Origin of the sequence: Rhizobium sp. L1K21 (assembly GCF_024055895.1) — a bacterium.
Lineage (GTDB): Bacteria > Pseudomonadota > Alphaproteobacteria > Rhizobiales > Rhizobiaceae > Ensifer_A.
In genome coordinates this window covers 1,627,320-1,640,149 of the sequence record NZ_JAMXLE010000001.1, presented here as the reverse complement: position 1 = coordinate 1,640,149, position 12,830 = coordinate 1,627,320, and the positions used below count along the sequence as shown (strand labels likewise).

The 12,830-nt window shown below is 54.9% G+C and carries 13 protein-coding genes; 4 read left to right on the top strand and 9 right to left on the bottom strand.

The features are described from left to right. Positions 1–10 precede the first annotated feature (10 nt). Entirely contained in the window at positions 11–397 is a 387-nt protein-coding gene (locus NHF56_RS07825) for a MerR family DNA-binding transcriptional regulator (RefSeq protein ID WP_252803124.1), read from the top strand. Positions 398–410: 13 nt separating this feature from the next. Here the strand turns inward: NHF56_RS07825 and NHF56_RS07820 are convergent, their stop codons facing one another. The 3 genes from NHF56_RS07820 to NHF56_RS07810 are packed head-to-tail and all read right to left on the bottom strand — an operon-like array spanning position 411 to position 2,576. Further along, positions 411–884 carry an isoprenylcysteine carboxylmethyltransferase family protein gene (locus NHF56_RS07820; protein WP_252803122.1) on the bottom strand — a complete coding sequence of 158 codons (474 nt, stop codon included), beginning with the start codon at positions 882–884 and terminating at the stop codon, positions 411–413. 10 nt (positions 885–894) lie between these two features. Beyond that, positions 895–2,001 carry a heparan-alpha-glucosaminide N-acetyltransferase gene (locus NHF56_RS07815; protein ID WP_252803121.1) on the bottom strand — a complete coding sequence of 369 codons (1,107 nt, stop codon included), beginning with the start codon at positions 1,999–2,001 and terminating at the stop codon, positions 895–897. Then, entirely contained in the window at positions 1,899–2,576 is a 678-nt protein-coding gene (locus NHF56_RS07810) for a DUF599 domain-containing protein (RefSeq protein WP_252804916.1), read from the bottom strand. The genes NHF56_RS07815 and NHF56_RS07810 overlap by 103 nt, the downstream gene beginning before the upstream one ends. A gap of 596 nt (positions 2,577–3,172) precedes the next feature. On the opposite strand from NHF56_RS07810, the gene NHF56_RS07805 reads away from it, so the two are divergent. Continuing rightward, positions 3,173–4,576: an L-serine ammonia-lyase gene (locus NHF56_RS07805; RefSeq protein WP_252803119.1), complete on the top strand. Its 1,404-nt coding sequence runs from the start codon at positions 3,173–3,175 to the stop codon at positions 4,574–4,576. A 44-nt stretch (positions 4,577–4,620) separates the two neighbouring features. Then, the gene (locus NHF56_RS07800) at positions 4,621–5,058 is read left to right on the top strand and encodes a DUF1489 family protein (protein WP_252803117.1); all 438 of its coding nucleotides are present in this window, start codon (positions 4,621–4,623) and stop codon (positions 5,056–5,058) included. Here NHF56_RS07800 and NHF56_RS07795 read toward each other — a convergent pair. The 5 genes from NHF56_RS07795 to NHF56_RS07775 all read right to left on the bottom strand — a co-directional run bounded on the left by NHF56_RS07795 (position 5,055) and on the right by NHF56_RS07775 (position 9,559). After that, the gene (locus NHF56_RS07795; protein WP_252803115.1) at positions 5,055–5,318 is read right to left on the bottom strand and encodes a hypothetical protein; all 264 of its coding nucleotides are present in this window, start codon (positions 5,316–5,318) and stop codon (positions 5,055–5,057) included. The genes NHF56_RS07800 and NHF56_RS07795 overlap by 4 nt on opposite strands. Positions 5,319–5,387: 69 nt before the next feature. Next, positions 5,388–6,707, bottom strand: a complete 1,320-nt coding sequence (locus NHF56_RS07790) for a D-alanyl-D-alanine carboxypeptidase family protein (protein WP_254007672.1) — start codon at positions 6,705–6,707, stop codon at positions 5,388–5,390. A 198-nt stretch (positions 6,708–6,905) separates the two neighbouring features. After that, complete coding sequence (locus NHF56_RS07785; RefSeq protein ID WP_252803113.1) at positions 6,906–7,673, bottom strand: hypothetical protein; 768 nt, start codon at positions 7,671–7,673, stop codon at positions 6,906–6,908. 255 nt (positions 7,674–7,928) lie between these two features. Beyond that, the gene (locus tag NHF56_RS07780; protein ID WP_252803111.1) at positions 7,929–8,528 is read right to left on the bottom strand and encodes a transglutaminase-like cysteine peptidase; all 600 of its coding nucleotides are present in this window, start codon (positions 8,526–8,528) and stop codon (positions 7,929–7,931) included. Positions 8,529–8,950: 422 nt separating this feature from the next. Next, positions 8,951–9,559, bottom strand: a complete 609-nt coding sequence (locus NHF56_RS07775) for a PilZ domain-containing protein (protein ID WP_252804912.1) — start codon at positions 9,557–9,559, stop codon at positions 8,951–8,953. A 294-nt stretch (positions 9,560–9,853) separates the two neighbouring features. Between NHF56_RS07775 and NHF56_RS07770 the strand changes: the two genes are divergently transcribed. Continuing rightward, positions 9,854–10,609 carry a rhomboid family intramembrane serine protease gene (locus NHF56_RS07770; RefSeq protein WP_252803110.1) on the top strand — a complete coding sequence of 252 codons (756 nt, stop codon included), beginning with the start codon at positions 9,854–9,856 and terminating at the stop codon, positions 10,607–10,609. Between the two features lie 24 nt (positions 10,610–10,633). Here NHF56_RS07770 and NHF56_RS07765 read toward each other — a convergent pair whose 3' ends face one another. Beyond that, the gene (locus NHF56_RS07765) at positions 10,634–12,547 is read right to left on the bottom strand and encodes a bifunctional diguanylate cyclase/phosphodiesterase (RefSeq protein WP_252803108.1); all 1,914 of its coding nucleotides are present in this window, start codon (positions 12,545–12,547) and stop codon (positions 10,634–10,636) included. Positions 12,548–12,830: the final 283 nt, after the last annotated feature.

The window sequence follows — 12,830 nt, the reverse complement described above, 5'->3', positions numbered from 1 at the left end:
GAATGGTACGTTGGACAAACTATACACGATCACGGAGCTGACGCGCGAATTCGGTATCTCCACGCGAACGTTGCGCTTCTATGAAGACGAGGGGCTGATCCATCCCGAACGGAAGGGCCGTACTCGTCTTTTCAGACCAGCCGATCGCCGTATAATTCAAAACATCCTCAGAGGCCGTCGCATCGGCTTCACGATTGCCGAAATTCGCGAGATCATTCTTGTCTACAAGGACCCACCCGGCGAATCGGGACAGTTGCGGCTCTTGATGCAGCGCGTCTCGGAGAAGCGTGAAGAGCTGAAGCAAAAGCGCAAGGATATCGAAGACACACTCAATGAGCTGGACAGTATTGAAGAATCCTGTCTGACACGTCTCGCTGAGATCGGTGTCAGCACCTAAACCGGAACCTGATCTAAATCCAGCAGCGTGCCCGGCGGCGGTAGCGCTCGAAATCGCATCCGAAGCGTGAGAGCAGGTGGAGCTCCTCGCGGCGAATGGCGAGAAAATAGGTGAGCGTGGCCGCCGCAATGGCCGCCACCGGTAGCCAAACGATGCCGAGCAAAAATCCCAAACCTGACAGCGAAAGCGTATAACCGAGGTAAACCGGGTTGCGCGTGTACTGAAACGGACCGGTGGTAACGAGATGCGTGGCGCAACGGTTGGGCATTACGGTCGTCCCGCTTTGGTGCAGGGTCTTCAGCGCCCAGAGATCGAAAAACAAACCCAGCGCAATCATGAACCCACCGACAGCACGGAAGATGATGCCGTTGAGGGGGCTCAATGGTGTTGGTAGATAGAGATGCGCTGCAAGGGCCAGCAAAGCTGCGACCGCATAAATCAGCGGCGGCCAGGGAAAGTTTAAAGGTCTTGAGCGGTATTCGTTCATGATACCTACATCACCTCATGCTGATGGAACACGCCTCCACAGCATCTTCTAGTTTCTGATTATAGCCCGCTATAGTTGCGTCAAGCTGACCATCCACAAAGAGCTTCTTCTCAGTCAGGGCGGTGAGCATGCAGCCGCAATAGCGGGTGCAAAAGCTCCGATCCTCTGTTCCATCTGACATGCATGAGATGGAGCACTCATTGATAAAGGTCACACCGGGATCTTCTTTTTGGGCAGGCATAACCTGCGCGAAGCACCACACCAGAGCGATCAGCACCGGCTGGTGAAGGAGATAGATGGCAAGACTGTGACGCCCGGCGAGGGCGAAACCTCTGTACACAGAATTTTTCTCAGCCTCTTGTGAAGAGAGGTACGGACGAAGTTTCAGCCAGTCGATCAAGCGTGCCAGGCAAACCCCGCCAAGCACCGCCCCGAACCAGGGAAAAATCGGCACATAGTCGTTGGAAAGCGGAACGCGCGTGGAAAGCCCGACCCAATAGAGCCAAGGCGTATTGAAGACGTCACTGCGCAGGAAATGGGGTGCGGCGATGAAAAAGATCGCAGCAATTGCGGTCATCGCAGTCGGTAGACGCAGAAAGACGAGCGCCAGAATGCTGGCTGCTGCAATCTGGTGCAGAATTCCAAAAAAGATCCAGCCGCCCGGCATCGCGAACCAGGTGGCAACGCTGATGAGCAAGGCCGCGCCGCCGACCTTGACGAGCCGCTTGAGGATCGAACGCGGTTTGAAGCCTTTTTCATGCGCCCAAAAAAGTCCCATACCGGCGAGTATGAGAAACGAGGACGCGATGCATCGTGCGTATATCTTCAGAAAACCTGTGCTTGCAGTAGCCGGTTCCAAATAGCCGAAGAATTCCAGATCCCAGGAAAAGTGGTAGCTGGCCATCGCCAGAAGCGCTACGGCGCGCGCCACGTCTACATGGCCAAGCCTGTGAGAGGTGCCGGGATTCGCGTTCCCGCTGTCCTTGAAAATGCGTGGGAAAGAGAAGACTCCGGTCAAAGCAACGCCTCGCGGGCTTCGGAGAAAAACTGCCGCCTTATGAGGACGACCATGACAAACACTGTCGCAAGCATGAACACGTATGGACCAACAAACCAACCGAGATATCCAATGGACAGGAATATCGCGCGCAATCCGGCGTTAAAGTGGCGACCGGCCAGAATATTGAGACGGATTGCCCGTTCCACCAGTTGATGCGACGTTTCGGGTGATGCATTCGCTCCCGCCGTCATGGGAATCGATCCGAACACGATCGAGCAATAGTTGAACAAACGGTAGGACCAGCCGAATTTGAAAAACGAATAACCGAAGATACAGGCCAGTCCGCCCGCCTTGACCTCAAAGATCGCACGGCCTGCATCGGCAATGAGCGGCAGGTCGTCATAGATTTTCTGGGCCTGATCTGCCGCTCCGAGAAGCGCAAAACATCCGCCCAGTGCAAAGATCGACGTGGAGGCAAAAAAGGCTGTTCCGTTTTGAAGCCCGGAGATGATCTGTGTGTCGATCATCTTGAGGTCGCGGGTCAGGGAGTTCCTGATCCAGTTCGCGCGATAGGTATTGACGAGGCTGGTCAGGCTGGGGCGCGGCAGCTTCCGTCTTCCGTCGGTCAACAGACTGAAACCGAGCCAGAGCGCCAGAAAAATGACAAGAGCGAATATATCGAGATTGGTCATAACCTTTTGTGCCACTGATTCGGCCTTTGTGGAATTCCTTAACAGCCAGAAACCAGTTGGGAAAAATCGTGGCACATTGTGGCCCTGTACCGATCACTGCCAAAATGTTTAACGGGCGAACGCTGCATAAAACCTCGGCGCTGCAGGGAAAGCTATGCGTGAGTGCGATAGCAGCATTGTTGAAAGCGCCACGATTTTGCCTTTTTTGGCGTTGCGCAAGTGCTAAGAATGTATTAATCACGGCTCATGTGGCGCGGTCATTTCGCGTGACGCATTTTTTCAAAATGAGGTCTTAATGGAACAAACTGTGCAGAAATCGTGCTGGGGCGTCACTGTCCGGGCACTGGTTGGTTTCGCGGGCGTTTTGGTTCTGGCTTGGCTCATCACTGGAGCCGCATAAGCAGCTGAAAGTCCAGTTTTTCCTCGAAGCGCGGTTCGCATGGCGAGCCGCGTTTTTTGTTGTCTACCCCTCCGGATTGGAGATCGCCGCCGCCCGGACGTGTCGCATTGACAAAAGCCAGTGACGGCGCTGCAGCAGCAGGCACCGCCAAGCGCGCGTAGCTTTCAGACCAGTCAACGCATTTTGGACGGCGCTCATGTTTCTTTCGGTATTTGATGTTTTCAAGATTGGCGTAGGACCGTCCAGCTCTCACACGATGGGGCCAATGACCGCGGCGAACGCATTCCTTGATCTCATTTTGTCTGACCGCTGGCCGCGCCCGGCCAATGCGCATGTCGCGTCCATCAAGGTCAGCCTTCACGGCTCGCTCGCATTCACCGGCATCGGTCATGGCACGGGCAGGGCGGTGATCCTGGGGCTGACGGGTGAACGGGCAGATACGGTCGATCCAGACCGTATGGACGCCATCATCGAGACTGTTGAAAAAAGCCGCCGCATTGTGCCGGAGGGCCACCCTGGCTACCATTTCGATCCGGCAGAAGGCCTCGTCTTCGATAAGAAAGTTGCGCTTCCGGGACATGCGAACGGCATGCGTTTTTCGGCATTGGATGCGGACGGCCGCCAGCTTCTGACGCGCATCTACTATTCCATCGGCGGCGGCTTTGTGGTGACGGATACCGAACTTGAGGCGCTGAAATCCGGCAAGGCCGACGCCGCAGCCTTGGCCAAGGTTCCGTTTCCCTTTGCCGATGCAAAATCCATGCTGGCCATGGCGAGCCGTTCCGGACTCACAATTGCCCAAATGAAACGCGCCAATGAAGAGGTGCATATGAGCACGGCGGAATTGAATGCCGGGCTCGACCGTATATGGGATGCGATGAACAGCTGCATCGAGCGCGGGATTCGCCACGAAGGCATATTGCCCGGTGGCCTGAAGGTGCGCCGGCGCGCCGCCAATATCCATCAGAAGCTTGAAAACGAATGGCGCTCCAACCGGCCCAATCCGGTTTTTGCAAACGACTGGCTGAGTGTCTACGCCATGGCCGTCAATGAGGAAAATGCTGCCGGGGGGCGCATCGTCACCGCGCCGACCAACGGTGCGGCTGGCGTCATTCCGGCGACGTTGCGCTATTATCTTCAGTTTCACGACGAAGCAGACCAGAACGGCATTCGTGACTTCCTGCTCACCGCAGCTGCGATTGGCGGCATCATCAAGCACAATGCCTCGATTTCCGGTGCCGAAGTCGGCTGTCAGGGCGAGGTGGGGTCGGCAGCGGCCATGGCTGCCGCCGGGATGGCCGCGATGCTTAACGGTTCGCCGGAGCAGATCGAAAACGCCGCCGAAATTGCCCTTGAACATCACCTGGGCATGACCTGCGATCCCGTGGGCGGATTGGTGCAGGTCCCCTGTATCGAACGCAACGCACTTGGCGCGGTCAAGGCCGTTACAGCCGCATCGCTTGCCGTCAAAGGTGACGGTCAGCATTTCGTCTCCTTGGACGCCTGCGTTGAGACCATGCGGCAGACAGGCTACGATATGAGCGAGAAATACAAGGAAACATCAACCGGCGGCCTCGCCGTGAACGCAGTTGAATGTTGATTTCCGGCACTTGACGCCTGGCCCTCGGCAGGCTTGATAGAGCCATGGCATTGCATTTGGTAAAATTATGTGTCGGCGCGGATTCCATTGACGATCTGCGCGACTGGGTATCACACCGGGCTCTCTCGGCGGTGGCAGCCGGCATGGAGCCACATTCGTCGCACGTGACCCGCATGGTCCCCAAGCGGATGGAAGAGCTGCTGGACGGCGGCTCTCTTTACTGGGTGATCAAGGGACAGGTTCAGGCCCGTCAACAATTGCTGGATATCAAGGAATTTAAGGACGTTGACGGCATAAAACGCTGCGAGCTCGTTCTCGCACCACAGGTGGTCGAGACGTCGATGCAGCCCAAGCGTCCCTTCCAAGGCTGGCGTTACCTGGAAGCAAAAGATGCGCCCCGTGACCTTGGTGAGGTGGGCACGGGGCTTGATGACATGCCCGATGAGCTCAAGCGGGAGCTATCGGAACTGGGCCTGCTTTAGCCTATATGCATCCGGACGGGTCTGCGTCCCGCGGGAGAGGTGACATATAGGTGGATAGAGACCGAAGGCTGCGTCCCGCGCCAGGCGCGTGCGCCATGCGCCAAAAGCATGGAGACGAGGTCACGCGTGCGCGAATTGGCCTTTGGCTTGCCGAATGAGGCGATGCGCATCGCCGCCTCATGCAACGGGTGGAAACCTGGTTTGATGCGCGCAGGCTTTGCATTTTGCGCGTTGAATTGCGCAAGTTCATTCACGTCCATTGTTACACCTCGTACACAATACAAAATCGAGGAGGAGGCGAAACCGTCGCCTCCCGGCATTTACTTACATCACTGCATGCTGGCCCAGCATCCGATACCTTTTCTCTTCAGCTGCTTGCAGGCATTGACGGCATCCTTCTGGCCTTTGAAACCGCCGAACCGGGCACGGTACAATTCATTGCCCTGATCGTTGTAGGCCATGGTGAAGGGGGAGACGGTACGCAAAACATTTCCGCCTTTGCTTTGCACGCTCTCAAGCAGGGCCTGAGCGTCGCGCGGTGTTTCGGCTGCGCCAACCTGAATGACCCAACCGGACGGCAGGTCTTTCTGGGTGGAGCCGGTGGTTACAGTATCGACGTTGACGGCGGTCTGTGCACTTGCTTCGCCAGGAACGAAGGCGGGCGCCGGCAGCGGCAGCGGAACATCATCATGTTCCAGAGAATCGGTGCCCTCGTCGGCATATGCCATGACGGGTGTGCTTGCAGGCTCTTCATACCGAGCTGTCGGCAGCGGAACCTCATCGGGAAGATTGAACGTGCCGGAGGAAAGCTTGGCAATGGTCATGCCGCTACTGCGCGTGGAGCTTTTCGGCAGGTACTTTTGGACAAGTTCTGTCACCTTCGCATTACGCGAAGCCCCGCTTGGCATTCCGAGCACGACAACGACAAGCGAACGACCATCAACTTTGACCGATGTCGCGAGATTGAAGCCGGCTGCACGGGTATAACCGGTTTTGATGCCGTCTACACCGCGCACACGACCGAGCAAACGATTATGGTTGCCGATATTCTGGTTTCCGAAGCGGAATGAGCGCGTTGAAAAGTAGTCGTAATATTGCGGAAAATGCTGACGCAGTGCAATGCTCAGGATAGCCTGATCGCGCGCCGTGGTCACCTGCCGCGAATCCGGCAAGCCGTGCGCGTTGTAATAGGCTGTGTGAGTCATCCCGAGCGATTTGGCCTTGGCAGTCATCATGCGGCCGAATTTCGCTTCGGATCCGGCAAGAAACTCGCCGAGCGCGGTCGCAACATCATTCGCTGAACGCGTGACGAGCGATAAGATTGCCTGCTCAACCGTAATGGAACGACCAGCCTTGACGCCAAGTTTCGAAGGCGGCTCACCGGCCGCATGCGACGACATTGTTACCTTTGAGGATTTCTTGATCCGTCCCTGCTCCAAGGCTTCAAAGACCAGGTAAAGGGTCATCATCTTGGTCAGCGAAGCCGGATAGCGCTTGCTGTCAGCACTCGAACTGTAAAGCACCTTGCCGGAATTCACATCTATAACGATGCCGGCATATTGGGCTGCTTGTGCGGGGACGCTAAGGCAAATTGACGCGACCGCCGCAACGGTGACGAAAACTGCAATCTGGCTGGTGATTGTCTTCAGGACTTTTTTAAACTTTGCAACAGGCTCAAATCGGGCCACGACGCTACTCTTCTGAGGTTTTTTGCACTTTTTTCGTCCGGGACAGCCCCCGTTGCCCCGTTATGAGAGAGATTATCCCGACAGCGTTACCAATCCGTTTATGATGAATCACTTATTGACGAAAACCTGGACAATTTAGCTATCGGGTACTGTTCACCCTCATTGGGAAACACGTTGGGTACGGCCTGATACGTCTGGAACGAGGTGATCGGCCACGTATTTCTGTACGGCTGAATCAATTGCCCGCCAGTCTTTGAGCATCGTGCTGGAATAGCGATAGAGAACGGAAAGGTCGGTTCCTGCGGCAACATCGCGCTGACAATCCGCCCCCGTTGCTTCCGAAGGGCGGGACGGAAGAATGCAGCGGATCGCAAAGGGACGCTCTCCTGCACCCTTTTCGCTCAACAATACCTCATCGCTGTATCCTGAGGTGGCTTTCAACTTATGAAGTTCCAGGCCATGTGGGCCTTGAAGCGTCGGCCCTTCGAAAAGACGGCTGTAAATCGGGTCGAGGCGTCCAGACATATCCAGTGTCATGGTCGCTTGAGACAGTTGAACCATGATCAGGTTCTGATCGCCAGAGATACGGTTGAACTGGGCGCGGTTGGATTGGCTATAGCCCTCCATTTGCGGCCAGAGTAGGTAAAGGTTGATACTCTCGGTTTCCCCGGTCACTCGTTGTTCGGGAAAACGAATGACATTCATGGGCAGCCGTAGGTGATCCGGTCCGATAAAGACATCAACCGGTGTTATATCGTCGCTATGGGTACCTTGCATCATCTGGGAACTGTACAAATGTCCAAGAAAATTCAGCGCAATCGTCGCCACCGCGATAAGGGTGACCCAGATGGTGATCTTTTTGATCATCTGATCGGAAATAAGCGGCTCTTTTTGCCGTGAGGCAGATGCGGCTTGCATGTCGGCCATATTGATACCCGCTGATGTCATCGGCCGGAGAGTGCAGGCACTCGGCCCTGAGGGAAATACGGCATCAAACTGCAATTTTATGGTTAATAAACCATGAAGAAGTTGTCATGCGCAGCGCGTGCTGGAGCATTGCCAATAAGAGAAAGGCCGGCCCCGGGACAGCGGGGCCGGCCAAAAGGGCCAGGTCGGGGACGGGGACAATAGAAGACCGGCCCAAGATCGTTAAATTTACGCGTGTTCCCCCGGGCACGCCGATCAATTGATACTGGCGACTGCGTTTACGCGACCGTCGCGCAGCTTCACCCATTTGCCCGAGTTGTCTGAATCCTGACGTTTGATGAAACGATATTCGGTTTCAGACCACAGGAGGATTTTGTCGCGCATGTTGTCGAGGACAAAGTCGCCACGGTCCGTGCGGAGCGTCAAAACGGCATGTCCATCTCCGTTTGGCTGAAGAACGACCGTCATCAGGAGGTCGGAGGCCGGAATGCCCGCCTCGATCAGCAGCTTCCGTTTCAGAAGCGCGTAATCCTCGCAATCGCCGACCGAACGTGGATAGGCCCAGCGTTCATCAACGCCATATATCTCTTCGTCCGTCATGGGCGTGATTGCAGTGTTGACCTGATAGTTGATCTTCACAACCTCTCGCCAGTTCGTCTCTTGCAGATGCAACGGGCTTTTGCTGCCTCTGGTTGGACCGCACTCATTGCTGTAGGTCTTGCAGAATTCGTAATGTCCGATCGGCGGGTTCGTGGCGCCGATGACGGGGATGTTCGCGGGCAGGGCATAAGCTGAATTTGCAACAAATGCAGTGACCAAGCCGAAGATAAATCCAGTCGTTTTTCTTTTTGTCATTATTGTCTCCCGGTTTATGGGGAGACAGTCTCACAGTCGATTTGATATACTGCGAAAATCAATGTATTAAATAAAATCAATACTTAGTAATATTCGAATAAAATGCAGATTTATTTATAATAAACTTTTCGAAAAATAAGAATAAAAAACGCGGATAAGTTAGTTCAAATTGTACCCAACAGCGCTTTTTACGTTTTCATCAAGCGCTAGGTCTTTGTTTTATAAAGAGAAGAGGAAGCGTTTATGCCGAGAGTGTATGCCGCCGCACCGCCAGGCGGGCGTTGCGGGGCTGCCGGCACTGCGGCACGCGCGGGCATTTTCAGATGGACGGTGCTGGTTTCAGCCCGAAGGGCCGGCCGGAAAGAACCGAAAAAAAATTCGACAAATGCGGAAAAAATTGTTTCGGAGAGGGATTTGAGCTCTCAGAGCATGCTGCTGAGCGTTTCCTTGGATTGCAAAGCAAGGAATTCGATTGCAACGCCTTCCTGGAAATGGCGCACGACCCGACCGCGCATGTGGCCAAGGGAAACCAGTGTTCCGATGGCCGGGCGCACATCAATATCGACCGCTGCGCCAGAAAGAGAAAGGTCGATGATCCGACAGGGATAATTGCGGCCGTCATCCAATGTCAGCTCGGAACGGCTCTGGCGCGGTGCCAGACGTTCGTGGCGCCTGTCTTCCGGCAGGCCGAGTTCATGTTTATTGGCGATCCACGTCAATTGCGCGGCGAGCTTTTCACGTTTGCGCTCGGTCGCATTCAGCGCGATCACAAATTCCATGTCCCGCAACTCAGTCACTGTTCCTTCAAGACGGCCCAGATGCTCGATATAGGCAATCACGCGTTCGCCTTTGACCGGCATTGCATTGGTGGAAATGCGCGCGTCACCAGGAGACATATCGAGAATACGGCAATCATATTCCTGGTGGTTCTCGAGCATGAGGCGCCCCTGGAGGCTCACCGCGACGCGCTGAAAGCTTCTCCGCTCATCGGAGTTTCTCAACGTTTCATTTGTTTGCTGCGAGTGAAACATCATATGCCATATTTTTATTCGAGTTACATCCGATAATTATCCCGACTCGGTTAACGGATGGTTGTCATCAGCACCAGCGGTCACCTGAATCCTGACAATATGAAGATCAAAGGGCTGCCGTTAGGGTTAACGCGCGTTGCGTGTTGCAGGCTTGGTTTGCATATGGGAGAACAAGCCAACACTCCGCATTTGGTGGGGTTGCAGCACAAACTAGAAGGCCTCATATAGGTCAGAGCCGTTCAGCACCTGCGGGCGGCTCTTTTTTTGTCTGTATGTTTTAACTGGAAGTCGGCGATGGAAGAGAACAGAGAGACTGAACAGGATTTGCGCGCCGAACCTCAAGCGCATCCCGTCAGACGCAGCGAGCCGGCGTTTAATCTACCTGTGCCGGTTACGGTGTCGCTGTTCATTCTGTTTGCGATTCAGGTCGTCATCAGCGCCTTTTCCTATCTGGCTCCTGGGTCGACGTTTGTTCAATATATCTATTTTTACGGCGGTTTCATCGCCGCGCGTTACAGTGCGGCAGGAATGGCGGCGGATCTAAGCTGGCTTTGGTCGCCGGTGACCTATTCACTGCTGCACGGCGGCTGGGAACATCTTATCTTCAACAGCATATGGTTGGCTGTATTCGGATCGCCTGTCGCCCGCCGCATCGGCGCGTTTCGCTATGTCATCTTCTGGGTATTTGCAGCAATCGTCTCTGCCTTTGCCTTTTGGGTGCTTCAGCCGGCATCATCAAACCTGCTGGTCGGTGCCTCAGGCGTGATTTCCGCATTTACTGGGGCAGCTTGCCGGTTTGTCTGGTCTCCGAGACGCGGCCCGGCTTCAGCCGCATACGGAATGCCGACACCGCTTTTGAGCATAGGCGATGCGTTGACAAACAGGTCGGTGCTAAGCTTCGTTGTGATCTGGTTTGTGGCAAATGTGCTTTTTGCCGCGCTTGGCTCTTTTGGTGGAGCGATGGCAATTGCATGGGAAGCGCACCTGGGCGGATTTCTGGTTGGCTTCCTGCTCTTCCCGCTTTTTGACAGGCCCCATCATGCGCATTGATCGGGTGGCGTCTGGTAAGGTTCGTCAGGACATAGAGACGTTTCGTCTGATGGAGCGCTCGCCAAGCCATGCCAATGCGGCGCCAGGACGCATGGATTGGCTGTAAAGGAAGCCTTGCGCTGTCTTGCATCCGAGCATTCTGAGCGCATCAGCATCAGCCTCTGTCTCCACACCTTCAGCGAGCACTTCAATCGACAAAGCGTTCGAGACGCTGATCAAGGCAATTACAAGCGCCCGGTTTTTGGCGTTGAACGCAAGATCCTGAACAAATTTGCGGTCGATTTTCAGGCGATCAATATGATTGTCAATCAGGTAGCTGAGAGACGAATAGCCCATCCCAAAGTCGTCTACGGCCAGTTGAAAGCCTGCTTCTTCGAGCGTGGCCAGACCGTTTTTAGCAGCCTCTGCGTCAAGCAGATAGTCTTCGGTGATTTCGAATTCTATGCGGTGCGGTGATATGCCCCGGGATCTAACAAGCATGCCAAGCTCTTCGGCAGTCTTCGAACTGGCAAGGTCCACCGGCGAAATATTGACTCCGATTGTCAAGTCTGACCAACCGTGTTTTTCCAGATCAAGAAGGAAATCACAGGCTTCGACCGTCATGAGGCGGATGAGCGGAAGGGTGTTTTGGGTATTACGCGCAGCTTGAAATACGTCTTCGGGTGAGATCGTGCCAAGCGTGGGGTGATCCCAGCGCAAAAGTGCCTCAAAGCCGGAAACGCGATCGTCAGAAAGCCGAATCTGAGGTTGAAACTCGGCGCGCAACTGTCCAAACCGGAGCGCCGGACCGAGGGCTTTTTCGATTAAATTCTGGCGTATGAGGTGTTCGCGCAAGCAGGGGTCGAAAATTTCAACGCGTGTTCTGCCCATCTCCTTGGCGCGGTAAAGGGCGGCATCAGCACACCGGAAAAGCCCGTCACTATCGGAGGCATCGTCGGGAAATGTGGCAATGCCAATGCTGGTGTTGCTCCTCAATTCATTGCCTGCAAATCGGATCGGTGCTGAGAGTGACGCGAGAATATCCTCGGCAAGCGTCTTTGCCCGGCCAGCCGTGTCTTTTCCGGAAACGATAATCGCGAATTCATCGCCGCCCAAACGTGCGGCGAGCTCGTCTGCGGTAACCAGACTGAGAATTCGTCGCGCGAATTCGAGCAGGACATGATCACCTGCCGCATGTCCGTAGGTGTCATTGATGGATTTAAACTTGTCGAGGTCGAAGACCAGCAGGGAAACGTGGCCGCCACCGGCTTTCTGGGTCTCCAAACGGTTCTGCAATGCCGCATTGAAGCGCACGCGGCTTGCAAGTTTGGTGAGTGTGTCCTGGTTGGCAAGCTGTTCCAGCTGCCGATTCGTATCTGAGATCGCATCATTGGCATGCTTGAGCGAATTGGCCAGCCGACGGGCATCCAGCGCGCTGCGCACTCTATCCACGAATCGCCGCTCACTTTGGGAGGCACTGCGCAGCAACATCACGAAGAGGAGGGTCACATTCGCGCCGACAATATTGGTCACGAATTCGTTCGGAACAAACAGGCTGGCGCACAGCGTAAGAAGCTGTGGCGTCATGAAAGCGATTGCGACGCGCGCATAGGCCGTGCTCTGAATCAGCGCTCCGGCAGAAATGCCGGTTATGACGAAGACGACATAGGCGCCCGTGTTAATTGAGGCGATGTGCGAAAAAAGGACGGGCAGGGCAGACCAGACCAACCCTGAGATGAATGCACTGTAGGTCAAGATGTTGAGCAGCCGTTCAGGGTGCTCGTCAGCATATTTCGACCGGGAAAGCCAGACAGTGGACAGCAGGCGTAAGGTGTTGACTAGTATAAGCGCCCCCACCCAGTAAAAGGCCAGGGGCGCCGGGCTTGTGGCATAGACGATGGCAGCTGTGCTGACACCGATGAAAGAGTTGGCAATCAGGGATAAGACCAGGCTCTGCATAACCGAGTGCGCCTGGGCTGACAGCACATATGTGTTTGCCCCAGCTTCTTCGGTTGATTCAATATGGTGTTGCACTCAGCCGTCCCCGCCATCAGCGAATTGCATAAATAGTTGGCCTCAACTTACGAAATGTATAATAAGAATTGCTTAATTGGCGTACCCATTATTGTCCTTCTCGAAAGTCTTAGCACCCAAAATGCCGGGCGTAACCCGAAGAAACGAATTCTTCACCTTGGGCGCATGCAGATGTTGATCAGTGTTCTTTCGTAACCGGCTGTTAATT